Annotated in this window: 12 protein-coding genes; 6 read left to right on the top strand and 6 right to left on the bottom strand. The window is 62.0% G+C overall.

Annotated features, from left to right (window positions below; all coding sequences use genetic code 11):
• Positions 1-47: 47 nt before the first annotated feature.
• Together N005_RS11040 and N005_RS28940 are read right to left on the bottom strand one after the other, a co-directional pair.
• Complete coding sequence (locus N005_RS11040) at positions 48-3,623, bottom strand: Tc toxin subunit A (RefSeq protein ID WP_047701229.1); 3,576 nt, start codon at positions 3,621-3,623, stop codon at positions 48-50.
• Between the two features lie 36 nt (positions 3,624-3,659).
• Entirely contained in the window at positions 3,660-6,791 is a 3,132-nt protein-coding gene (locus tag N005_RS28940) for an Ig-like domain-containing protein (RefSeq protein ID WP_144402669.1), read from the bottom strand.
• A 457-nt stretch (positions 6,792-7,248) separates the two neighbouring features.
• On the opposite strand from N005_RS28940, the gene N005_RS11050 reads away from it, so the two are divergent.
• Entirely contained in the window at positions 7,249-7,617 is a 369-nt protein-coding gene (locus N005_RS11050) for a DUF6124 family protein (RefSeq protein WP_047701231.1), read from the top strand.
• A 225-nt stretch (positions 7,618-7,842) separates the two neighbouring features.
• Here the strand turns inward: N005_RS11050 and N005_RS11055 are convergent, their stop codons facing one another.
• Both N005_RS11055 and N005_RS11060 read right to left on the bottom strand, forming a co-directional pair.
• The gene (locus tag N005_RS11055) at positions 7,843-8,202 is read right to left on the bottom strand and encodes a PilZ domain-containing protein (RefSeq protein ID WP_047701232.1); all 360 of its coding nucleotides are present in this window, start codon (positions 8,200-8,202) and stop codon (positions 7,843-7,845) included.
• A 272-nt stretch (positions 8,203-8,474) separates the two neighbouring features.
• Positions 8,475-8,849 carry a tetratricopeptide repeat protein gene (locus N005_RS11060; RefSeq protein WP_047701233.1) on the bottom strand — a complete coding sequence of 125 codons (375 nt, stop codon included), beginning with the start codon at positions 8,847-8,849 and terminating at the stop codon, positions 8,475-8,477.
• Between the two features lie 271 nt (positions 8,850-9,120).
• Between N005_RS11060 and pyk the strand changes: the two genes are divergently transcribed.
• The gene (gene pyk / locus N005_RS11065) at positions 9,121-10,572 is read left to right on the top strand and encodes a pyruvate kinase (RefSeq protein WP_047701234.1); all 1,452 of its coding nucleotides are present in this window, start codon (positions 9,121-9,123) and stop codon (positions 10,570-10,572) included.
• Between the two features lie 289 nt (positions 10,573-10,861).
• Here pyk and N005_RS11070 read toward each other — a convergent pair whose 3' ends face one another.
• Positions 10,862-11,809 carry an iron-sulfur-binding ferredoxin reductase gene (locus tag N005_RS11070; protein WP_047701235.1) on the bottom strand — a complete coding sequence of 316 codons (948 nt, stop codon included), beginning with the start codon at positions 11,807-11,809 and terminating at the stop codon, positions 10,862-10,864.
• On the bottom strand, positions 11,802-12,908 hold the full coding sequence (locus N005_RS11075) for a GGDEF domain-containing protein (RefSeq protein ID WP_047701446.1): 1,107 nt from the start codon (positions 12,906-12,908) through the stop codon (positions 11,802-11,804). Before N005_RS11075 ends, N005_RS11070 begins: the two co-directional genes overlap by 8 nt.
• A gap of 522 nt (positions 12,909-13,430) precedes the next feature.
• Here N005_RS11075 and N005_RS11080 point away from each other — a divergent pair.
• The 4 genes from N005_RS11080 to N005_RS11095 all read left to right on the top strand — a co-directional run bounded on the left by N005_RS11080 (position 13,431) and on the right by N005_RS11095 (position 25,205).
• On the top strand, positions 13,431-14,954 hold the full coding sequence (locus tag N005_RS11080; protein WP_042728626.1) for a fumarate hydratase: 1,524 nt from the start codon (positions 13,431-13,433) through the stop codon (positions 14,952-14,954).
• A 196-nt stretch (positions 14,955-15,150) separates the two neighbouring features.
• The gene (locus N005_RS11085; protein ID WP_047701236.1) at positions 15,151-19,602 is read left to right on the top strand and encodes a SpvB/TcaC N-terminal domain-containing protein; all 4,452 of its coding nucleotides are present in this window, start codon (positions 15,151-15,153) and stop codon (positions 19,600-19,602) included.
• Positions 19,603-19,627: 25 nt separating this feature from the next.
• Positions 19,628-22,351 (top strand): RHS repeat domain-containing protein, encoded by a 2,724-nt coding sequence (locus N005_RS11090; RefSeq protein WP_047701237.1) that lies wholly within the window; start codon positions 19,628-19,630, stop codon positions 22,349-22,351.
• Positions 22,352-22,355: 4 nt separating this feature from the next.
• Positions 22,356-25,205, top strand: coding sequence for an RHS repeat-associated core domain-containing protein (locus N005_RS11095; protein WP_230164098.1), 2,850 nt, complete (start codon positions 22,356-22,358; stop codon positions 25,203-25,205).
• The last annotated feature ends 63 nt before the right edge of the window (positions 25,206-25,268 follow it).

Raw genomic sequence — 25,268 nt, forward strand, 5'->3', positions numbered from 1 at the left:
ATCGTCGCCATCCGGACAAGCTCCGTGGCGCTGGGTGGAGCGTTGTTTCAGGGGACGAATTTGATGGGGCGGAAGCCCAAATCGATGCTGCCCCTCCTGACTATCGGCTCTTCAATCTCCAGCGGTGTCGCGCTGGTGAACGTCACCTCGGTTATCCCCTCGGCATTGGTCTTGCCTGCAACGGGGAGAAGCGGATCGAGATTCCAGGTCACCGCCTCATGGGCAGCCGGGTTGCCATGTTTGTCGTACATGAGCGCCCGCAGCGTGACGTCAACGCCGACTTTTTCCTCCCGGATGACGAAATCGCCCTGCGGACGCGCCAGTTCGAAACTGGACGGATCATTGCCCAGGGTGATCGTCGCCGCTGGCTGCGGCTCGCGGGCGTCGAGCCGGTAACTGATCACGTCGCGCCCCATAGCATGACCGGCATGCACCGTGACGGTGGCCTGCCCCTGCTCATTGGTGGTGGACTTCTGTGGTTCGACACGGCACAGCGTCGCCCCCCAATACACATTGACGTGCATCTGGGGCTCCTGCCCAAGGGTCACCGTGACGGTCAGTTGCGTGGTTTCATTGCTGTTGGCAACCAGTTCGGTAGTACCCACCGTGCTTTGGACCTCGACCCGATCACCGGCGGCGTGGAGGCCGTACAAGGGTGACGTCCGATTCGGGTCCGCCAACCGGGCCGTGACCTGATCGGCCAGATCCCGGTAAGCACTGAAGGATGCGTCGGGCAGCAACGTGCCCATTTTCAATATGGTCGGCGCATCGAGGGTGCTCTGGAGCGAGAACTCCCGCAGGCGCGTGAACAGATCCAGGTGTTGCAGGCTGCGGATGTAACCCTGCCCGCCGTTGACACGCTTGGCGCAGGCGAGCACTTCCTCGGCACTCCAGCCGAAGAGTTCGGCCAGCAGCTCGGCGGCATGGGCTTGTACCAGCCGGAGGCCGTCGCTGGACAGGTCACCGGGCAGTTCATTGACCCGCTGCAGGTAATCGAGCAGCTGTGATTCGGGCTCCTCGCTGAGCGCGACGGCGCGGTTGTAGATTGTCAGGTAGTACAAAGCGCTGGGCGTTAAGGGAGCGCTGGCGGGTGCGTTTTCGACGCCATCGCCGATGACGAGGTAAAGCGTCAGGAAGTCCGCGCTCAGCTTCAGCGCCTTCGCGACCTCGCTGCGGCCGATAAAGCTGTTGAGCATGCCCAGGAACGGGTCGCCGGGCTCATCCTCCTCACCGGCGCTTGACGGAGCGTCCGCCGTTGAACGTCCCGACACATAGGCCAGCACCTCTTGCACCGTACTGCCCGCCCAGGTCAGCACCGGCAACGCCATGGGCGGGGCCAGTTCGCCAAACACCGCCAGGCTCTCCTGAACCACACCACGCTGGCCGGCACGGCTGCTCAGCAACACTGCGACGATCTGTTCGACGGTCTGTGGATCGTCTTTACCGAGCACTCGCCGCACCACGCGCGCGACCACTTCCCGAGCATAATTCTCATAAGCCGGGTCGGTGGATTCGTCGCGATGAATGACCACCCCCTGCTCATCGACCAACTCCAGCAACTGTTGGGTCCATTGCCGGTCGTTGGACAACGGCGAGACACCGCCCATGCGCAACGCGGTCTCGGTAAACAGCGCGGGCGCGAGCTGCGAACGGATCTGATCGAACAGCCGGGCCTGTGCCTCCAAGGGTTCGGTGGGCGCCAGCACGGGCTTGACGCGCGCCAGGGTCCAGGCCACGTCCAGGTTACTATTGGCGCACCAGCGCACCCATCCCTCCAGGCTCTGGATCTGGGTCAAGGCGTCCGGTGACTCCGAATCAGCGCGGGCGTTGATCGCCGGCGAGCCCAGCAGCGCAGCGAGCCCGGCTTCGCCGCTCAACCGGTTGAGGATCTCCACTGCCACATTCGGCGCGATCCCCAACAACTGCGGCAGCCTGGCCATGCGGTAGAACGCGGACAGTACCGGCCGGCTCCGTTTGAGCGCCGTCAGCCCCTGGGCGCTGGCAATCAACGGGGCCAGGTTGAAATAGGTCGCCAGGTCGATGTTCAGGCCACCGCATATCTGCGCGACGGTCAACGCGTCGGCCTCGGTCTGCGGTATCAGCGCGAACGCACCGTCGTCCATCCGCAATGGCGGTGTGGACAGCACGTCGCGGTTGAACACTCGATCAAATTGCGACAGCTCGGTGCCCCGTCCGAAAATCGAAATGTCGCCAACGAACGCTGCGAATTCTTCCGCCGAGCAGCGGTAGTCTTCCCGCAACATCTGAAACAGTCCCAGAGCCCGAACTGTGCTGCTGGTCATCCAGTAATCGGGCGGCTCCGTGGCTGACGTGCCACCCACCCGTGCCTCGGGATTCAGCTCGGCACCGATGATCGCTGTCAGCAGTGCATCGGTTTCATGGCTGGGCAATTGCAACGCGTTATCCAGTCGGATCTTGCGGTTGAGCCGATCGATTCTGTCATTGAAGGTCACGTCTTCAATGAGCCCGATGATTCTATTGGTGCTGGCATCGCCGCCATAGGTGATGCTCATCGAGTCATCCGCCAACCCATTGTTGACGAACACCGACCCCGCATGCCCGGGGGTAATCACTGTATCGAGTATCAGCACATGGTCGGACAGCGAAGGGACAAACGACTCGACCGAGAGCAAGGCCTCCAGTCCACGCTGAGTCAGTTTGGTCCGCTGGTTGAAGAACGCCGTCTGGTTCAGGTTCTGCGCTTCAATGCCTCGCGCCCCGAAGTTCTCCTTGAACCAGTCATCGGTATCCCCCTCGGGGAAAAGCGACTCTTCCACCATGAGCTGCCGCAACACCGGGCTGAGCCGGGCCGCCTGGGTCAGAGCAGCGTCGCTGTTGCCCCCCCAGGGCAGCGCCCGCAGGAAATAGGGAAACGCTGGATCACACAGCTGCACGACACGGCCAATGGAGAGTTTCAGGCCCCGGGTCCACTCATCCAGCGTGACCCACGGGTGGTGATAAGGCAGCCCGTTGGGGTAGCGTCGGCGACTCAGCATCTCATCCAGATCGACGCCCTCACTCAGGGAGTCTTCGATGGACTTTTCCAGCACGGCGCTGACCACCTCTACCGATGACACCACCCGATATGTCGTCACCGGGTCGACGCGCAGCAGTCCCAGGTCCTTGCGGCGCAGGGCGAGCGCGTAAGCATTCTCGTTTTCGGAAGGGATGAGGCGGCGCTCGGACCAGTGCTTGAGCCACACCGCATAGGCCACGGGCGAATGGATGGCTTCGATCGCGTCCGCCGGGCATTTATTACTGAAGTTGGGCTTGAACAGCTCTTCATAGGTGGGCCCCGGGACCAACGCCAGCAGGCCTTGGCGCAGGTGAGAAGGAAGCGGCTCCTGACGGGTCAGTTGATCTTCGATGAAGCTGCGCAGCACCCACGTTGCCAAGCCGTTGAGGCGTAAGGTGAGCGCCTGGGCATCTTCGGGGTCCAGCCCGTACTCGTTTACCAGCCCGGATGCCCCTTTGCGTGCCAGGGCACACACCGAGCCGCCCGCCGCGAAATACTGCCCAAGGTCGGACAGAGGCTCGGACCGTCGCCCCGCCAGGAGCTGTTCGCAAAAACGACTGGCGATTTGCGCCGGAGAATCTTTCATCGCAGTGCTCCGTTTCAAGTATTGAAGACGAAGTGGCTACAGCTCCTGGGCCACGTCAAAACGCGGGCTTTCTCCCCAGTCCGACCCGGCTTGCCGCGCCTTCACCCAGTGCGGGCCAGGCGTCAATGGCTCCCGGGGCGAGCCCGCCCAAGTGCCGTCGGCCACCGCAAGGTCCGGGGCGATCACCTGCCGGGCATCGAACCAGTGCGACACCTCAACGTGCTTGCCGCTCTCACCGGTGCCTTCGAAGAACGCCGTACCCGCGAACCAGTGCCCCGCCTCCGGCGTCGTGAAGGTTGGAGCCGCGGACAACAACAGCACCTCATGGGTCGCGCTCCACCCGGAGCTGTACCCGTCGCATTCCTGCTGCACGATCAATGAATGAGGACCAGCCGGGCGCTCGATAGCCAGGGGCATCGACCAGGTCCGGTTCGCCTGCACCTGCACCCTGCCCAACACCGTGTCAGGTGCATCGCTCCAGGCCACTTCGACCCAGTCGCCGGTGTAGCCATGCCCGGAAATCGTCACCGTTGCGCCGAGGTGCTGCTGCAGTGCCGGCGACTCGATCACCGGGATGGCCGGCACGGCGGTGAAGGCATGGTCGGGGCTGAAATCGGAGTCCTTGTCCTTGAAGAACTGCTTGGCACGCAGCGTATAGGTGCCCACCGGCAAGTGCGCGTCATAGAACCAGTAGCCATCGTTGCCTCTGGCCGGCACCCTTGCCAAAGGCTCGTCCGCCCCGTCGAGCCACAACTCGACGGTCGCGGTGTCCAACCCCGACACTTTGCGGGCATAGCCGTCAATGACCGAAACCCGGGCAATGGCATCGCCCGGCTGCGGATGGTCGATGGTGGGCGGAAACAAGATCACCTTGAAGCTGACGGGCTCGCTGTCCTCGGAGGGAAAGTCGCCGTATTGCTGGACCGCGTAAACCTTTTGGTCGCCAAACGCGAGATCCTCGGTAAGGGGCACCGACCATTCGTTGTCGGTGACCTCGGCTTCGCCGAGAAGGGTTTCTGATACAAAATCAAACACGCGCATCAAAGCCCCAGGGATACCACCCGTGCCCTGGATGATCGGATTGTGGTCCACCTCTTCATCATTCACCGGTGAGGTGATGACCGGCCGTAACACGACGACCTCGAACGGTTGGGACACCTCATCCGAGGTCTGGCCGCCGAAGGATTGCGTGACCCTGGCGGTATAAGTGCCGGGCATGAAGGGCTCCTGCCGGGTGAAGCTCCAAGTGGCACCGTTCACTTGCGCGGCATAGGGGGAGTTCGAGTCCCCATCGAACTGAAGCTGCACCTGCGCACCATTCAGGCAGGTGCCGGAGAAGCGTGGGGTCAGGCCGTCCTGGCGAACCTCCACGGTGGGGACCGGGGCCCGGATGACGAATTGCTTTGAAGTGGGCTCGGAAGAGAGGTTATTGAACAACTGCCGGGCTTCGACGGAGTAAGTCCCCGGATTCCAGGCTTCGGTCGCAGCGCTTGACCACCTGTTGTTGGCAACCTCGACAGTCGGCACGGCAGGCGTCGATTCGCCCACCCGCAGCACCTCGATCTGCGCCGCAGGTTGTCCCGTCCAACTGTGACCGATACCGGAAAACACAGGTTTGCGGTCCCCGCCAACCTGAACCTCCAAGGTCGGCGTCGGCACAGGTATCGTGACCGTGAGCCTGTCGCTCCAATCCGAATGAATCCAGGCGGAACCATCGGGGAGTTTTTGCCGGATATCCACCGAGTAGCTTCCCGGCGGCTGATCGGACCATTCCACCGCCCACTGGCCGCCACTGACGCCCGTGCTGACCTGCGGGTCGTTAACGCCGGTTTTATGGACATCCACCGTGGCGCCGGCGTGGCCGGCGCCGGAAAATTTCGCCGTGCCGGGCCTGGGGTAGGTGACTTGGATATCAAACAATTTCGGCGGTTTTATCTTGAACGCTCTAGGCGAACTACGACCCGAGTCCTTCCCGTTCAATGTTTGCAAGGCAGCCAGCGAGGTAGGCCCCGCCGCCACGGTCACGTCTGCACTCCAACTACCATTGTCCTGCGTGACCAGCGTGTGACCCACACTGGTTTCCGACGGATCGCGATAGACTGTCACCGTTGCACCTTTGAGTGCGTTGTTACCGCTGAGGTTAAAGGTTTGTGCCTGAATGCTATTGGCGGCGGGACCTGTGATCGCCGGGGCACCTAATACGTTATAGGTAACGGGTGCTGAAACGACTCGGGGGAAACCTGTTAACTCGAATATCGCCACCACTGCGACAGGTCCACTGGGTAGTGCAACATTTAAAGGCGACGCCCAACTATCGTTTGCCCCTATAGTCGTTTCTGCTGCCAGTTGAAAACTTTGATTGTCTCTCTTGACCACTTTTACTTTGCTACCGGGGGCACCGAATCCACGGAAGCTATCACCGGTGACCATAACGGTATTGGCGTCGGGTGCAGAGATATAGGCGAGAAAGATATGCTGACCAAGTGAATTTTCGGACGGTTTGCCGCTTACCACCTGATAAGCGTCAATCGTCATGTGTCGTCCATCGGGCGTGAGATTGACAGTCGCATTCCATATTCCGCCAAACGTCACTCTTGCCTCGGACGGGTCAGCGCTGACACTGGTGCGGACAAACACCGCCGCACCATGGGCGTATAAAGCGCCCCCCCCGGTAACGACTACGCTACGGGCGCTAACATTTCTGATTGGATCGATAAATGGCGCAGGGACAATGTGCTCCACCCTTACTTGCCCCGTCATACTGACGTCGCCCACATTTTTTCTGTCGTATATGAAGTTGAAGTGTATAACCGCATCCTTAGCATTACCCGCTACAGAACGCGAATGGACAAACGAATGCCACTCGTCATCTTGGGTCGCATTTTTCGTTAGTTCATCCCAACCCGTATCGCCCGCACCGTCCGAAACAAGCTTGAGTTTGATATTCCCCTCGTTTCGGCCGTTGCCGCTTGCCCGAAATCGCTGTGTCTCTACAGTGAATAACCTACCGGTAGGAAACCATGTGTACTCCACTTCGAGGTCTGCCCAATAACCATCCTTTGCAGCCCTTATGGTCTTTGTCCCATGAGACTCACCCGTTTCAATGACGCCCTCCTTCTGTACCGCAGGTTCGAGGCCGTTCTGTTCGGAATCGTCGTCAGTGGTCATGTCTCACTCCCAAGAAAAATGGCGATGGATAGCAATCGCAGAACGGGCTCTGGGGAAGTAGTGAATGACAAACCCGTCGTGGCTGGCACCTGTCAGGTTCGACAGTGACGACGAGTGGTGGGACGTGGTGTCAGACATGGATCGGGATGACTACAGCGCCTTGCGCAACGGACTACAGATCCGCGAGAATCCGCCGGCTTGTGTGCTTTGGCCTTGCCCCGTAACTTGATTCGCGTCGCTGATATCCAGCGGTCGGGTTTAGTCGCCCAGTGGTAAAAGTGGTGTGCACAAGCGTCATCCAGTCGGGTTCCCCTATCCCCGCACTTGATGGTGGCTGTTCGCAGGGCGCCCTCGGGCGCGCCGGGCTTCGCTTTTCCACCGGTCGACTAACCTGCGTCCAGCCGCCACCCCTCGTTTAGTCGCGAATGGGTGGCAGCCCCATCATGGAAAAGTGAATATGATCAAACCAACACCCAATCCCCCGCACACCGACCCACTGTCTCCCCACGAAACCCTCGACCCCGCCAGGCTCGACCAGGCCGCTCAAAGAGCCCTGGACTACTACCTCAAGCCCGACAACGGCCAACCCGACCCGAAAACCGCCAAACACCTGGACTACTTCATCGTCGCCCCCGACGCTGACCCCGAAGGCATGCTCGCGCACACCTACGAAACCTTCTGCTCGGTGAGCACGCTGATTCTGGATTTATCGGAAGACCTGGAAGGCGCCCCGCGCAACCTGGCCTTGGCGATTCACCAGATGGGCGAGATGGGGGTGTTGTTGCTGGAGAGGCTGCTGGACGGCGAAGAGAAGATCCAGCGCTGAAGAGACCGTGAGGTCGCGACGCTCGAATGCCCTGTGAAGCACAGGGTTGATGCAGAACCTGTGGGAGCGAGCCTGCTCGCGAAGACGACGGCATATTCAATATTAATGTGACTGGCCGACCGCTATCGCGAGCAGGCTCGCTCCCACAGCGGATCGGGCTCAGCCTGATCTTGTCCCTCTCCCGTCACTGGCTTGAAGTAAACCTGCAAAAAAAGTCAGGCATCCTCAAGCCGAAGCCGGCAGTGAGTGGAAACTGAAATATTGCTGCAGCGCGCTGACCAGTTGTCCGTATTCCGGCGGCGCCCCATGGAGGCTGAAGCCAGCGTCGAAATGCTGTGGCGTCACGTCTTCATGACACCACAGGCAGGTAGCCTTCAACTTGATATCCCTCTGCGGCCCTTCATCGGCGGGAATTTTCAGGTGCAGCTCAAAGTCTGCGCCGACCATCAACGGCAACGTGCTGATCAGCATCAGGCCATGTTCAGAAACGTTTCCCAGATAACCAATAAGCCTGTCGTTGACGCCGTTGAACACTTTCAAGAAGCACGGCAGATCCTGCCGATCGATTCGACGCTTTTTGTACATGTCTTGTATCGCTTTTTCCCAGCCCCAAACAGGGGCCTACCCAATGCTTCGGAACGAGCCCAAGCGAGCCCGCTCTCCCCGATCCCGGTGCCAGACGCTTGCAAGCGTCTTGAGCCTGTTCCTGCCGGTCACAGGTGTTGCCTCGCAATTAGAGAACCTGCTCTAGCCACGAGTTGTACAAATATAGCTCAAGCTTGGACAGAAGCCAGTCCGCAGCGATGCCGCTCCTCGGCTGGGAAATATTCCCGGATGCGGCGTCGCTGCGGTGGCGATCAGAATGCAGTCGGGCGGATCGCCGTGGCACTGCGGGTCGGGTAGTGTCCCAGGCTTTCGAGGGTCTCGAGCCGGGCACGGGCGCGGAAGGCGTATTCGCTGGTGGGGTATTGGGCGATGATGAACTGGTAGGTCTGCGCTGCGTCGACGAACAGCTTCTGCCGCTCCAGGCACTGGCCGCGCAGCATCGAGACTTCCGGCTGCATATAGCGGCGGGCACGGCTGGCGCGGTCGACTTGGGACAGTTCGAGCATTACCTGGTCGCAATTGCCGCGGTCATAGGCCTTGTAGGCCAGGTTCATGTGGTGGTTCATCGACCACCGGGTGCAGCCCGTGATGCTCAGGGCCAGGGCAATAAAAAGCACGAATCGCATGGGAAGGTTCTCCTGTCTTGAGCGCTGTATCGGCCTCCCCGTGGAAATCTTCAACCCTATATAGCGCCGAGCTTGCTCTTGTGGCGAGGGGATTTATCCCCTCGCCACAGATGCATTCTCATGGCCACAAGAGTGATCCAGGCCAAAGAGGCGTGAAAATCTTCGGGAATGTTCACTTCGAAAAAGAAACGAATAAGTAGTGCATATGAACAATGACTACACCCAAAGACCATAGTAGCCTTCGCTGGCGCTTGAACCTGAGGAGTCTTGCATGTCCGTCCGTCGCACCAAAATCGTCGCTACCCTTGGCCCGGCCAGTCATTCGCCGGAAGTTCTCGAACAGCTGATTCTGGCTGGCCTGGACGTTGCCCGCCTGAACTTTTCCCACGGTACCCCCGACGAGCACAAGGCTCGTGCCAAGCTGGTGCGCGACCTCGCCGCCAAGCACGGCCGCTTCGTTGCCCTGCTGGGCGACCTGCAAGGCCCCAAGATCCGTATCGCCAAATTCGCCAACAAGCGCATCGAGCTGAAGATCGGTGACACCTTCACCTTCTCCACCAGCCATCCGCTGACCGAGGGCAACCAGCAGGTGGTCGGCATCGACTATCCGGACCTGGTCAAGGACTGCGGCGTGGGCGACGAGCTGCTGCTCGACGACGGTCGCGTGGTCATGCGCGTCGACACCGCCACCGCCACCGAACTGGTCTGCACCGTGACCATCGGCGGCCCGCTGTCGGACCATAAAGGCATCAACCGTCGCGGCGGCGGCCTGACGGCACCGGCCCTGACCGACAAGGACAAGGCCGACATCAAGCTGGCCGCGGAAATGGAAGTCGACTACCTGGCCGTGTCCTTCCCCCGCGACGCCGCCGACATGGAATACGCCCGTCAACTGCGCGACGAAGCCGGCGGTACCGCCTGGCTGGTGGCGAAGATCGAACGCGCCGAAGCCGTGGCCGACGACGAAACCCTCGACGGCCTGATCAAGGCGTCCGACGCCGTGATGGTGGCCCGTGGCGACCTCGGTGTGGAAATCGGCGATGCCGAGCTGGTGGGCATCCAGAAGAAGATCATCCTGCACGCACGCCGCCACAATAAAGCGGTGATCGTGGCGACCCAGATGATGGAGTCGATGATCCAGAACCCGATGCCGACCCGCGCCGAAGTGTCCGACGTAGCCAACGCCGTGCTTGACTACACCGACGCCGTGATGCTCTCGGCCGAAAGCGCCGCCGGCCAATACCCGCTCGAAGCGGTGCAGGCCATGGCACGCATCTGTGTGGGCGCCGAGAAACACCCTACCGGCAAGACCTCCAGCCATCGCATCGGCAAGACGTTCGAGCGCTGCGACGAGAGCATCGCCCTGGCGACGATGTACACCGCCAACCACTTCCCGGGCGTGAAGGCGATCATCGCCCTGACCGAAAGCGGCTACACGCCGCTGATCATGTCGCGCATCCGCTCTTCGGTGCCGATCTACGCGTTCTCCCCCCACCGCGAAACCCAGGCCCGTGCCGCCATGTTCCGTGGCGTCTACACCGTGCCGTTCGACCCGGCCGCCCTGCAACCGGGCGAAGTCAGCCAGGCGGCGGTGGATGAGTTGGTCAAGCGCGGCGTAGTGCAGACCGGCGACTGGGTGATCCTGACCAAGGGCGACAGCTACCACACCATCGGCGGTACCAACGGGATGAAAATCCTCCACGTCGGCGACCCGATGGTCTGAGTGCTCATCTGAAAGACAAAAGCCCTGCCATGTGAATGGCGGGGCTTTTTTGTTTTGCCTGGGCGGACGCCATCGCGAGCAGGCTCGCTCCCACAGTGGATCTGCGGTGTACGCAGCATCTACAGACATCACCCGACCCTGTGGGAGCCGGGCTTGCCCGCGATGGCGGCGGTACATTCAACCTCTGAGTGACTGATTCACCGCTTTCGCGAGCAAGCCCGCTCCCACAGTGGATCTGCGGAATACCACAAGCCCCTGTGGGAGCGAGCCTGCTCGCGATAGCGGTGGCTCAGCCCCCGCCACCCTCACGGGTAAGAAACACATCCGCCAGCAACTGATTACGCGGCAAGCCGGCCAGGTAGAGGCGTTTGGCGAAGGCCTCGACCCGTTCGGGGTGGCCGCAGGCCAGGGCCTGGGTTTGTCGGGAGACCAGCCGCAGCTGCGCCAACGCTGCAGGGGCCTCGACCGAGGTCAGCAGTTGGACGCTGAGTTGCGGGTACTTGGCGGCCAGCGCCGCCAAGGGTTTGCCCAGGTAATGACCGCTGGCGTCATGGGCGACATGCATGAGGTGAATCGGCCCTCGATGCTGCTGGCGCAAGGCTTCGCGCAGGATGCCGAACAACGGCCCCAGCCCGGTACCGGCGGCCAGCAGCCACAGCGGCCGGTCGTGCCAGGCGGGATCGTAATGCAGCGCACCACCGCGCAGTTCACCCAGGCGGATAGGCTCCCCCACGTTCAGGGAGCGAGCCCGGTCGACAAATTGCCCGGGCTGGCAGCAATCGAGGTGAAACTCCAGGAAACGGTCTTCCTCCGGCAGGCTCGCCAGGGAATAGGGCCGGGCGACATCGCCGAGCCACAGCACCAGGTGTTGCCCGGCCTGATAACGCAGCGCCCGTTCAGGAGTGACGCGCAAACGCAGCACGTCGGGGCCCAACCAGTCCGCCGCCACTACCTGAGCCGCCTGGCCGTCGCGTTGCGGGTCGAACGTGTGGACCTGCACATCCTCGACCACCTGGCATTGGCAGGCCAGCCGCCAGCCCTTATCACGCTGCGTCGGGCTCAAGGCATCGGGCCGAGCATCGCGCACATCGCCGCCGGTGCATTGCACCAGGCAGGCATGGCAACTGCCGGCGCGGCAACTGTAGGGCACCGGCACCCCGGACTGATTCAACGCGTCCAGCAGGTTACTGCCGGGCGCGACGGTCCATTGCCGGCCGGCGACCGTCAGCTCAGGCATCGACATTCTCCCAGGCGGCGGCACACCGATTGCGGCCGTCTCGCTTGGCACGGTACAAGGCCTGGTCGGCACGTTGCAACGCGCTGTCCAGGTCATCGTCCATTTCCAACAATGTCATGCCCGCCGACAGGCTGAGAGCCCCCACCCGTAGACCGCTCAACTCGACACCGGCAAAGGCCAGGCGCAGCCGCTCGCAACAAGCGGTCAGGCGCGCGGGGTCACAGGCCGGCAGGAGCATGACGAACTCCTCGCCGCCATAGCGCGCCAGCACGTCGCCTTCGCGCAGGCAGGCCGTGGCAACGCTGGCGAAGGCCTGGAGCACCTGGTCGCCGGCGGCGTGGCCATGCAAGTCGTTGATGCGCTTGAAATGGTCAAGATCGATCAAGGCCAGGCCATGGGCCATGTCAGGCTTGAGCGTATTGAGTTCACGGGACGCCAGGCGCAGGAAATGCCGGCGATTGAACAGGCCGGTCAGTTCATCGGTCGCCACCAGGTCTTCCAGCTGGCGCATCATGCCCCGCAGGGTGTCCTGGTGCGCCTGCAAGGCAAATCGGCGCTGACGCATGCGCTGGCGCGACGTCTGGACATAGCGGGCGTACAGCACCAGCCAAACCAACACGATAAACAGCACACACACTTGCAAGCCGGCCAGCGTGGGGTCGGAGAGCCGGAAGAGCCAGGCGTCCCACAGGGTGAGGCCGGTGAAACTGAAGAACACCAGCATCGCGCAACGCACAAAGGCCCGGCGGGACAGGTGAAACAGCCCGAACAGCAGGATCAGTACATAGAACACCAGGAACAGGCCCCGGGCCTGGTCCAGGTGCCCCATCATCCAGGTCTGCCAGCCCAGGCCGATCAGGACTTGCACTTCGGTAAGGCTGGGGTCGGCGAACCGCAGGTTGCGACCGCTGATGAACACTGCGAACAGCGCACCCTGGCACAGCACCACCAAGGCGCTGCCGATGATGACGCCGCGTAACGAGTCGAGATAATGCCCACTGAAAAATGCCAGCCACAACAGCACCAGCGCCAGCGCGTAAGTCGCGGCCGCCAGGGCGAAGCGTTTGAGCAGGAGACGTTGAATGGCGTTATGGGTCAATCGTTGACTCACCATGGGAAAGGAAACTGACAGGAGGCGTCCTACGCTACAGGCCAGACGCCACTTTAGTGGCGTGTAGGACAAATGACCATTCAATTCTGGAGCAGAAAAATGGCGTCAAATCAATGGCCCATATTGACGCAGGGGTTTCTCGCTCGCCGCCCCCCCATGTGCTGAGGGATTTATCTGTGGCGAGGGGATTTATCCCCGCTGGGCTGCGGAGCAGCCCCAAAGTAGCCGACTCAATTCTGCCTGGTGCACCGAGTGGTCTGGTTTTAGGGCCGCTTCGCGCCCCAGCGGGGATAAATCCCCTCGCCACAGATAAAATCCCTCAGCACAGTTAAATCCTGTTGCCACGGGGCAGCTCGCTCCCACAGGGTGTCCGCCTGCGATATACTGCCGCGCCTTTTTAGCGTCGCGCCAGCATGCCCGGCGTGTCTTAAGAGGTGCCGCCCGTCGACCGATGCACCCAAACGAGCGGTACCTTATTGAAGGTTCCCGTTTTAGAGAGGAGCGCGACTCATGACCGTGATCAAGCAAGACGACCTGATTCAGAGCGTTGCCGACGCCCTGCAGTTCATTTCCTACTACCACCCCGTGGACTTCATCCAGGCGATGCACGAAGCCTACCTGCGCGAAGAATCGCCGGCAGCCCGTGACTCCATGGCGCAGATCCTGATCAACTCGCGCATGTGCGCAACCGGCCATCGGCCGATCTGCCAGGACACCGGCATCGTGACCGTGTTCGTACGGGTGGGCATGGACGTGCGCTGGGACGGCGCGACCATGAGCCTGGACGACATGATCAACGAGGGCGTGCGTCGCGCCTACAACCTGCCGGAAAACGTCCTGCGCGCCTCCATCCTCGCCGACCCGGCGGGTGCGCGCAAAAACACCAAGGACAATACCCCGGCGGTCATCCACTACTCCATCGTCCCGGGCAACACCGTGGAAGTGGACGTGGCGGCCAAGGGCGGCGGCTCCGAGAACAAGTCGAAAATGGCCATGCTCAACCCGTCCGACTCCATCGTCGACTGGGTGCTCAAGACCGTTCCGACCATGGGTGCCGGCTGGTGCCCACCGGGCATGCTCGGCATCGGCATCGGCGGCACCGCCGAGAAAGCCGCGGTCATGGCCAAGGAAGTGCTGATGGAATCCATCGACATTCATGAGCTCAAGGCCCGCGGTCCGCAGAACCGCATCGAAGAAATGCGCCTGGAGCTGTTCGAGAAGGTCAACCAACTGGGCATCGGTGCCCAGGGCCTGGGTGGCCTGACCACCGTGCTCGACGTGAAGATCATGGACTACCCGACCCACGCCGCCTCCCTGCCGGTGTGCATGATCCCCAACTGCGCCGCCACCCGTCACGCCCACTTCGTGCTGGACGGCTCCGGCCCCGCAGAACTGGAAGCGCCACCGCTGGACGCCTACCCGGAAATCGTCTGGGAAGCCGGCCCGTCGGCTCGTCGCGTGAACCTCGACACCCTGACCCCGGAAGAAGTGCAGAGCTGGAAGCCGGGCGAAACCGTGCTGCTCAACGGCAAGATGCTCACCGGTCGCGACGCGGCGCACAAGCGCATGGTCGAGATGCTGAACAAGGGTGAAACCCTGCCGGTGGACCTCAAGGGTCGCTTCATCTATTACGTCGGCCCGGTCGACCCGGTAGGCGACGAAGTGGTGGGCCCGGCCGGTCCGACCACTGCCACGCGGATGGACAAATTCACCCGCCAGATCCTCGAACAGACCGGCCTGCTGGGGATGATCGGCAAATCCGAGCGCGGCCCGACCGCGATCGAAGCGATCAAGGACAACAAGGCCGTCTACCTGATGGCCGTTGGCGGCGCCGCTTACCTGGTGGCTCAGGCGATCCGTAAATCCAAGGTCCTGGCATTCGCCGAACTGGGCATGGAAGCGATCTACGAATTCGAGGTCAAGGACATGCCGGTGACCGTTGCGGTCGACAGCCAGGGCGAGTCGGTGCATATCACCGGCCCGGCCATCTGGCAGAAGAAGATCAGCGACAGCCTCGCGGTAGAAGTGCAGTAACCCGCACCTTCACAGCGTAAAAAAGGCCGGTGGGCGACAAGCCCACCGGCCTTTTTTGTTGCGTGCAGGAATGCCTACCACTTATCGGCCTGCTCGCGCACCTGTCGGATCTGACAGGTTACCCATCGTTCATCTCTTGGCATCCTCATGTTCAGCCGGGTATCCCCTGATATTGCCTAACAAGAAGATTCCCTCGATGGCAGAACAAACGCCCCTCCAGATTGTGACCCCCACCATCGCCAACAGCGCATCCATTGCCACGATGGGCAGCCGGATCGGCCCAGTCGGCACGCGAGGGGCGGCCTCTTTCGAATTGCCCTTGCCGCTTTCCGGCGCCCGCCATCTGACACCGGCGCTGGCGCTGCACTACAACAGCCAGAGTGGCAACGGCACCTTCGGCATCGGCATGCAGTTGTCCCTTGCCAGCATCGCCCGTCGCACCAGCGAAGGGGTCCCGCACTATGCCGATGACGACGTGATGATCGATGCCGACGGGGTCGAGCGCTGGCCCGAGTTCAACGAAGGCATGCCGGTCATTCGCACCCTGGCCGGGCCCGGTAGCCGGGCCTGCTCGGTGGTGCGCTATTACCCCAGGATCGAAAGTGCATTCGATGTGTATGAACTCTGGAGCCCCGACGATGGCCAGGCGCCGTTCTGGCGGGTCCAGGGCAGCAATGGCCATTTGTATTGCTACGGCAACAGCGAAGCGTCGCGCATCGCCGCCCCCGTTGCCGATGCCGATCCGCAAGCGCCGGTCCGCATCGCCGAATGGTTGTTGCTCGAAGAACTCGGCCCGTCGGGCGAGCATATCTTTTATGAATACGAAGCCGATCCCGGTCCATTCGACGGGCCCCATGACTATCGCGCCCAGCGCTACCTGCGGCGCGTGTGCTACGGCAACGCCACGGCCAGCGACGACTTCTACTGCTTCGAAGAGATCGATCCGGCCAGCCGGCACTGGCATTTCCATCTGCTGTTCGACTATGGCCAGCGCACCCTCGATCTGGCGCGCAAACCGGCCTGGTACGTCCCCAAAGGGGTGCCATGGCAACTGCGCAGCGACCCGATCCATGCCTACCGGTACGGTTTCGAAGTCGGCACGCGGCACCTCTGCCAACAGGTCCTGATGTTCCACCACTTCCCCGCCGAAGCGGGCACCGAACCTGCGCTGGTCGCGCGGCTGCTGCTGGAATACAGCGCCACCGCACTGGGCTACAACCTGTTGACCGCAGCCCATTATCAAGACTGGGACGCCGAGGGCCGAGTCGATTACCGTCCTCCCGTCGAACTGCACTACAACGGTTTCGAGCTCAATCTGACGCCTGAGCCGTTCATTGAATTGCAGACGACACCCGCCATTGAAGACGGCAGGCGCTACCACTGCGTCGACTTGTACGGCGAGGGCGTTCCAGGTTTCCTGTGCCGCTACACCCATGGCTGGTATTACCGCGAGCCGGAACGCGGCGAAGCCGACGACAAAATTGCCTACGGCCCGTGGTCACGCCTGGATAACCTGCCGATCGCCGCCGACAACCCGACGGCGTTGCAGGTGCTGACCGACCTGACAGGCAGGGGACGCCTCAATTGGCTCATCGTCCAGCCCGGCATGAGCGGGTTCTATACCCTCAACCCGGACCGCAGTTGGTCCACGTTCACGGACTTCAAGCGCTTCCCGACGGAGTTACTGCACCCGTCCGCGCAACTGGGTGACCTGAACGGTGACGGTTTGCGCTCCCTGGCCATGATCGGCCCCAAGAGCGTGCGGTTGTATGCCAACCGCCGCGAAGAAGGATTTGCCCCCGGGGTGAATGTGCCCCATGAACCGGACAGCGCTCTGCCCTTGTTCAGCGACCTGCGCAACGAGCTGGTGATGTTCGGCAATTTGCTGGGCAGCGACAGTACCGAGCTGTGCCGCATCCGCTGCAACGAGATCAAGTGCTGGCCGAGCCTGGGCCGTGGGCGTTTCGGCGAAGGCTTTGTCATGAGTGCCCTGCCCTTCAGCTACAGCCAGTTCGATGCCGAACGGGTCCGTATCGCCGACCTGGACGGGTCCGGGGCCCCGGCGTTGATCTACCTCCAGAGCGAGTGCTTCGAGATCTACCTCAACCGCGGCGGCAATGGACTTGAACAGACACCCGTGCGAGTGCCATGGCCCGACGGTGTGCGCTACGACAATCTGTGCCAGGTTACCCTGGCCGACCTGCAGGGCCTGGGCTGCGCCAGTCTGATCCTGAGCAAGCCGCACATGACACCTGACATGAAGCCCGCTCATTGGCGCTATGACTTCGTCGCGGCCCGCCCCTATCTGCTCAACGCCATGAACAACAACATGGGCTGCAGCAGCTCCCTGACCTATCGCAGCAGTGCGCAGTACTGGCTGGATGAAAAACAGCAACGCGTGGCCAGCCGGGAACCATTGACCTGTTACCTGCCCCTGGCCCTGCCGTTGGTGGCGCGGCAACAGCAATTGGACGAGATCACCGGCAACTGCCTGACCCAACGCTTCACCTACTTCGAAGGCGACTATGACAGCCATCACCGGGAGTTCCGGGGCTTCGGCCGGTTGTACCAGGTCGACAGCGAAGTGCCCGAAGGCGAGACGCCAAGCGGTTTCACCGCGCCGGTGCTGGTCAAGACCTGGTTCCACACCGGACGCACCGTGGATCAACCCCTCAAGGACTGCTTCGCAGGCGACAGCGATGCGGTACCGCTGGGCCCGACACTGCTGACCCGCTTCCATGAAAGCGACGAGGCCAATGAGATCATCAGCCCCGATCCGGACACCGCGCGGGAGATGGCTTACGCCCTGGGCGGCCATGTGTTGCGCAGCGAAACCCATCCCGCCGAACCGACCGGCGCGGCCGGGCCTTACACCGTGACCCAACAGCGCTACCTGCTGCGCCATCCCCACGTCCACCACAAGAGCCTGCTGGTGCTGGAACTGGAGACGATCACCTATCGATACGACGGGTTTATCGACGATCCGCAGATCCAGCATGGCCTCAACCTGAAGTGGAACCTGTTCGGCCAGCTTATCCACGGTTTCGCCGTCCACTACGCCAGGCGCCTCACCCCTCTCGACCCACCGCCCTTCGACAACGACGACGAGAACGGCTGGTGGCGCGACGCCCATGACGACCAGCAACAGGTATTCCATATCGTCGAGAAACGCGCCGAGCACCTGCACCTGATCGATGACGACAGGCAGCGGCAGCGGCTGAGCTTGCCATGGCGCTCCAGGGCCAACGGGTTGCAACGTCCAAAAGGCGCCCTGCCGTTGGGGCTCTCCCCGCGGCAGGTCAGCTATGAAAGCTTCCTCGAACATCAGGACTCCCCGCAATGGGACGCCGCCCGGCAATTGATCGCGCTCCAGGAACAGCACTACCTGCTGGACGAGCACGACGACATTGCCTTCCCGGCACTGCGCGGCCCACTGGAAGTGGCCGAGTTCGATAAGCATGCGCTGCAAGCCTATGACGATCTGCCTCCCCCCTTCGACATCCGCGAGCAGTTGGAAACCATCGGCTTCGAGCCCATGAAACTGTTTCTGCCGGACGACCCGGATGAAGACGACCGCGAGAATCTCTGGTCCAGGAAAGTCGGGTTTGCGACCTACGAACCCCTCGAAGGCTTCTTCCAACTGACAACCCTGCAGGAAACCCAAAGCCACGGGGTGACCACCGTCGAGCACGACCCTTATCGCTTGATGACCACCGCCGTGACCCTGCCGGACGGCTGCACGACCCAGGTCGAGTACGATTACCACGCGTTACTGCCGCGCAAGATCATCGATGCCAATGACAATATCCAGCAGGCACTCTATGGGCCGGCGGGCACTCCGCTGGGCGTGACCTTTCATGGCACCGAGAGCGGCGCTCCGGCAGGCTTCGACGACATCGCCACCTACCGGCCGCCCGCGGACCTGACACCGGGCCATGCCATCGACCATCCGCAAGACACCCTGGGTCGGATCGCCAGTGCCGTGCGCACCGACTCGCTCAGTTGGATGGGGTCCCTCGATCTCTCCCTGGTACTTTCCATACAGCGCGACGAGTGGATCAGCCAGCGCTACCTGCTGCCCGACGGGCATATCCGCGCCTCGGCGCACACGCGCCTGGCACGCCTGAGCGAACGCAGTGCCGCCCAGGAACTCCTGTGGGCGCTGATACAGGGCGTGACCCGGGAACCGGTCCACAGCGTCGTGCTGAACGCCGATCGTTACCCGGACGATCCGTTCCAACAGATCCGCATAACCGTCAATGCCGTCGACGGATTCGGCCGTGCCCTGCAAAGCAAACAGCAAGTGGAAGCCGGACAAGCCTATGCCGTGGCCGGAGACGGTTCGCTGGTGTTGCAGGATGGAAAACCGCTCCAACACCTGGCCGAACGGCGCTGGCGTGTGAGCGAACGGGTCGAGTATGACAACAAGGGATTGGTCACCCGGGTCTACCGGCCCTATTTCGCCGATGCCTGGCGCTACATCAACGACGCTTCGCTGCGCGTGCATGGTTATCACGACCAGCAGTTCTATGATCCGCCGGGACGTCTGGTCAAGGTCATCAATGCCAAGGGGCACGAAGCCTGGCACGTCTATCACCCCTGGTACCAATGCGACTTCGATTACAACGATACGGACCCAGGGGACTGAAAATGTGTACGGGCAGGCCCACGCCATGAGCACTGTGCACGTGCGGACGCCGGATCTGATCGTCGTCGAGAGTCGTGGCCTGCCGGCCCGGCAGATCGTTTATTTGCGCGACCAGGTCGCGACCCCGGCCAGGGCGCTGATCTCCCGCCGCCGCCACGACGCCGCCGGCCGACTCGTCGAGCAATGGGACGCGCGTCTGTTCGATAGCGCACCCAAACCCAACCAGGCCACCCTCTACGATATGAGCGGGCATCTTTTGCGCACCCACAGCGTCGATGCGGGTTGGCGCCTGGTTCTACCGGGGCTGGCGCGTGAGATCCGGCAACGCTGGGACGAACGCGGTAATCACTGGCGCACGAGACACGATGGGCAACTGCGTCCGGTGGCACTGGAGGAGAACGGCCAGGCCGATGTGGATACCTTCATCTATGGCAACAGTACGGTGGATGCCGGTCACAACCTGCGCGGGCGCCTGTTCGAACAAACCGACCTCTCGGGCAGCCTGCGCCTGGACAGCTACGGCCTGCTCGGTCGACCGCTGCGCGAAACACGCACATTCGAGGATGGCAAAACCTTTACCAGCCGCTACCTCTACGATCCGCTGGGCGCCGTCCTGGAACAGACCGACGCCGGCCTGCACCGAAAGCGGTGGCGCTATGACCTGGCCGGACAACTGGCGCAGGCCCAATTGCAACTCGTGGGGCAGGCCGAATGGCTACCGATCCTGGAGAGTGCGCACTACAACGCCGTTGGGCAGATTATCGAACAGCGGATCGGCAACGGGATGGTCAGCCACTGGCGCTACGATCCGGCCGATGCGCGTTTGCAGCGTCAATGGACGCTGAGTGACCAGGCGGCCCTGCAGGATTTCGAATATGCGTATGACCCGATGGGTAACATCACCCGTATATTCGATCAGGCCTTCACACCCAGTCATTTCGCCAACCAGCGGGTCGATGGCCACCGCGGGTTCAGCTATGACTCGCTGTATCGCCTGCTCAGCGCCAGCGGGTACGACGACGGCCCGCCCTCGGACAACCCCGGTCTCCCGCAACCGACCGACCCCAATGACCGGCGCAACTATGTGCAAACCTACGAATACGATCACGGCGGCAATCTGGTCAAACTCCACCATGCGCGTGACGGTGCCAGCCACACCCGCCAGATGTTCATCGACCCGCACAGCAACCGGGGCATGCGCTGGGAGCCGGGCGATCCCGCACCGTCGTTCGATGTGCTGTACGACCGACACGGCAACCTCCTGGCGCTGCAACCCGGTCGGGACTTGGAATGGAACGCCCGTGACCAACTGACGACGGTAACGCTGGTCAAGCGTGACGCCGCCCCCAACGACGAAGAGCATTACCGCTACAGCCAGGGCCAGCGGGTCTATAAACGTCACGACGCCTACGCCGGAACCCTTCGTCATTTCCACACGGTGCATTATCTGCCTGACCTGGAAATCCGTACACGCGACTCGGGCGAGGAGTTGCACGTCATCCTGATCGCCGCCGGGCCCGTCAACGTACGCTGCCTGCACTGGGTCAGGGGCAAGCCGTCCGGGATTGCCGACGACCAGTTGCGCTACAGCCTGCAGGATCATCTGGGGTCGAGTGTGATGGAGCTTGACCAGCAAGCCCGCTTGATCAGCCACGAAGGCTATTACCCGTTCGGGGCGACGGCATGGATGAGCGCACGATCGGCCTTGGAAGTCGGGTACAAGACCCGGCGTTATTCGGGTCGGGAAATGGACGTCAGCGGCTTGTATGCCTACCACCAACGCTACTACGCAGCGTGGCTGCAGCGCTGGATCGCCGCCGATCCAGCGGGGGATGTGGACGGGTTGAATCTGTACACCTTTGTGGGCAACAACCCGTTGGGCTATGTGGACAGCGGAACGAACAGAATCGAATGGCAGATCCTGAACTATTCGGATTTCATTTCGGAACTCGGGAAGGAAGCCGCAACGGCGCTGGCGCAGATCGACAACATCATCCACAAGACCAACATCGGCAAGGAAATGCTGAAGAACCTGGCGGGTGAAACCGTCGGCGCCGTGGTCGGTTTTTCGGGAGGCTACGTGGGTGCGGAGGGGTTCGGCTCGGTGATTCCATTGCTCAATGAAATCCCTTATGCGGGAGGCCTGACCGGTGGAAATGTAGGCGCCGACATCGCTGACATGACCGCCGAAAGCAGCCTGCCGACTGCCCGCCTGCTGCGGCCGCTCATCCCACAGACATCTGCCATGTCGGTCAAGGCAATCGATAGCCGGCTAGGGCTCGCTCGGGACGACTCCGCGGGTGCCTCGATCCAGGAGTTCTCGAATTTTTTCCTGAATCGAGTCGTAGGCTCGGTGGTACCCGGCATCAATTTGCTGAAACTGGGCGTTCGGGCCCAGGAAGCCGAGGACATCAAGATGGGGCTGACCCCCGTGAAGATCCAGAAGATCGATGCCATGCTCGCCGAATGGAAAAGCACCGTGGAACAGCGTTGGAATGCGACGGACGCCACTTTCAAGGCCCTGGGCCGGTCGGTCGTCTACCCAGGCGACTTGCTGCCCAACGTCAACTACATGACGACACCGAAGACCCTGGCACCGATCCACCATTCGGTCCTGCAAAGAAAGACCCAGGTCACGCTGGATTACATCGAACGGGCGCAAACCGGCATGACCTGGTACAAAGAGATGAGCACCACGGACAATCAGTTCCTGTTGAAGCGGTCGCGCGCCAAGGCCGCCAGAGGATGACGCGATGGACCGCCCCCCTGGAGGCCGTGGACCGATGGGCTCCATCCATTACCGCACGCCAAACGTCCTCGCCATCGACGGTCGCGGCTTGCCGGTACGGCAGAATGTCTATTTGCGCAGTCAGGTCGCAACCACCGCCACCGCCTTGATATCCCGCCAGTGCTACAACGCCGCCGGCCACCTAATGGAGCAATGGGACCCACGCCTTTTCGGTCAGGCACCCAACGCCAACCAAGCCAGCCTGTACACCCTGACGGGTAACTCGTTGCGCTCCGACAGCGTCGATGCCGGGTGGCGTCTGGTACTGCCGGGCCTGGCGGGTGAGATTCTGAAATTGTGGAATGAACGCGGTAATCATTGGCACATCACTTACGATCCCCGATTGCGCCCGCTGCTCCTTGAAGAAAACAGCCAGGCCGAGCCCGAAACCGACGCCTTCATTTATGCCGATGCCATGGCCGACCCTACTTATAACCGGCGTGGAGAGTTACTTGAGCAGATCGACTCATCGAGTGTCGTACGCCTGGACAGCTATGGCCTGTCGGGCGAATCCCTGCGCCAGGTACGCCACTTTGCCGACGCCACGGCGTATACCACCGAGCTGACCTACGACGCCCTCGGTACACCGATAGGCCGGGCTGACGCCGGCGGCCACCGGCAATCTCTGCAGTTGGACATCTGCGGGCAGCTCAAACGGGTGGATGTGCAACTCAAGGGACATGCCCGCGCGCAACCGATTCTGCTGGACGCCCACTACAATGCCGCCGGCCAGGTCGAGCGGCAGGACACTGCCAACGGGGTGACCTCTCGCTGGACCTACGATCCCGCCAATGACCTGCTGAGCACCTTGAAGACCGGGAAACCCGATGAAGCCTTGTGCCAGAACCTGGCCTATTTCTACGACCCCGTGGGCAACGTGCTGCGCATCGAAGATCACAGCGTCGCCACGGTGTACTGTGCCAACCAGCGCGTGGACGGACATCGCGATTTCACCTACGACTCGCTCTACCGCTTGACCAGCGCCAGTGGCCTTGAGGGAGACCTGCCGCACCTGCAACCCGGGCTGCCAGCGCCGCTCGTTCCCATCGATCCCGGTCGGCGTTTCAACTACACCCAGTTCTATGACTACGACACCGGCAACAACCTGACCCGCCTGCGTCATGTGCGTACAGGCAACAATCACACCCAGACGCTCCGGATCGATCCCCACAGCAACCGCGGCGTGCGCTGGGCCGAAGGCGACCCCGAGCCGGTTTTCGACGCACTGTTCGACGCCCACGGCAACCAGCTGCATTTGCAACGCGGTGCACAGCCGCTGGTGTGGGACGCTCGCGACCAGCTCAGTAAAGTCACGCTGCTCAAACGCGACAATGGTTTGTCGGACGATGACGAAACCTACCTCTACAGCCAGGGTGAACGGGTCAGCAAAACCCAGACCCGCGCGGGCACTCGCCATGAGACACGCTACCTGCCAGGCCTTGAAATCCGTCTCGCCCACAACGGCGAAGAACTGCACGTGATCACCTGTCTGCTGTCCCACGGCCAGGTCCGTTGCCTGCACTGGGAAAGCGGCCAACCCAGCGGTATCGAAGCCGATCAACTGCGCTACAGCCTGGACGACCACCTGGGTTCCAGCGCCCTGGAACTGGACCGCAACGCCGCACTGATCAGCCTGGAGCATTACTATCCTTTCGGCGGCACGGCCTGGCACGCCGCCCGCTCCGAGGTGGAGGCCGGTTACAAGACGCTCCGCTATTCGGGTCAGGAGATGGACGCCAGCGGGCTGTATTATTACGGCGCACGCTACTATGCGCCGTGGTTGCAGCGCTGGGTCAGCTCGGATCCGGCGGGAGACCTGGATGGATTGAACCTCTACGGGTTCGTCGGTAACAACCCGATCATCTTCACCGATTTCAGCGGATTGATGCTGGAGACACCGGCACAGCGAGATGCCAGGAAGGCCTTGGCCGCTACGCAATTGCAGCGCTGGAAGACCCTCTCCCGGCTGAACAGGGAGGTCGAAAAATTCATTTACATCATGAAACTGACCTCACGCAGGGCCAGCGAAGCGCAATCTCAATTGGCCAACCACCGTTCGGCGGCGGACCATGCCCAATCCGCCGCTGTACGTATCGGCGCGCATGTGGGTGCCCAGGTCGTCAGCTACGGCATGGGCGTGGCGGTGGGGATCGGGAGCGCGGCGTTGGGTAGCGCCGCGGGGCCCCCGGGCATCATCATGGGTGCCGCGTTGGGGTTCGTGACCAGCAAAGCCGTGAGCGTTGGCCTGGATTACGCCCTGGAAAGGCTGAGCCTGAGCTCGGCGGTGAACTTCAAATCCCGCAAGCTGGACCCTGATCGAATCGTAAGGAGGGGCGAATACAGAACCATGGACTTTTCGTCCTATGCGCAGATCAAAGCCCGGCATTTGATCGAAGCCACGTATGCGCCAACCCAGAAAAACGTCTTGAAGCTGGGTAAGGAAGCGACAGTCATCGGCACCAAGGCAGCGCTGAAAGCCACGGGAAACATCGCCGCCAACGAAATCGGCGCGGTGGTCAATGCCGTAGCGGGCACCATTGAAATCATTCATGAAGTCAGCACGGCGGGCCGAACCCTTTCCGAAGAGAAACTGGCCCGGGCAGACACGCACATTACCGACATGATCAGCGTATTGAACGTGCAAATGGACTATGTCGATACCTTGTTCGACGAAGCGGGGGTTGAAGCGATCGATACCTACCGGCCATTGAGCAAGATGTTCGGCCCCTCCAACGGCATCACCCGTCGAGGCTTGCGCAGGGAAATGGAGGCCACCGTCGGCCGATTGAAGCAGACACAAGCAGCGCTGAGATAGCCCGGTACGAGGCGCATTACGACACGCGGGTGGCATGCTATGGTGCCAGTCCCGTCGGCCCTT

This window comes from Pseudomonas mediterranea CFBP 5447 (genome assembly GCF_000774145.1).
GTDB lineage: Bacteria > Pseudomonadota > Gammaproteobacteria > Pseudomonadales > Pseudomonadaceae > Aquipseudomonas > Aquipseudomonas mediterranea.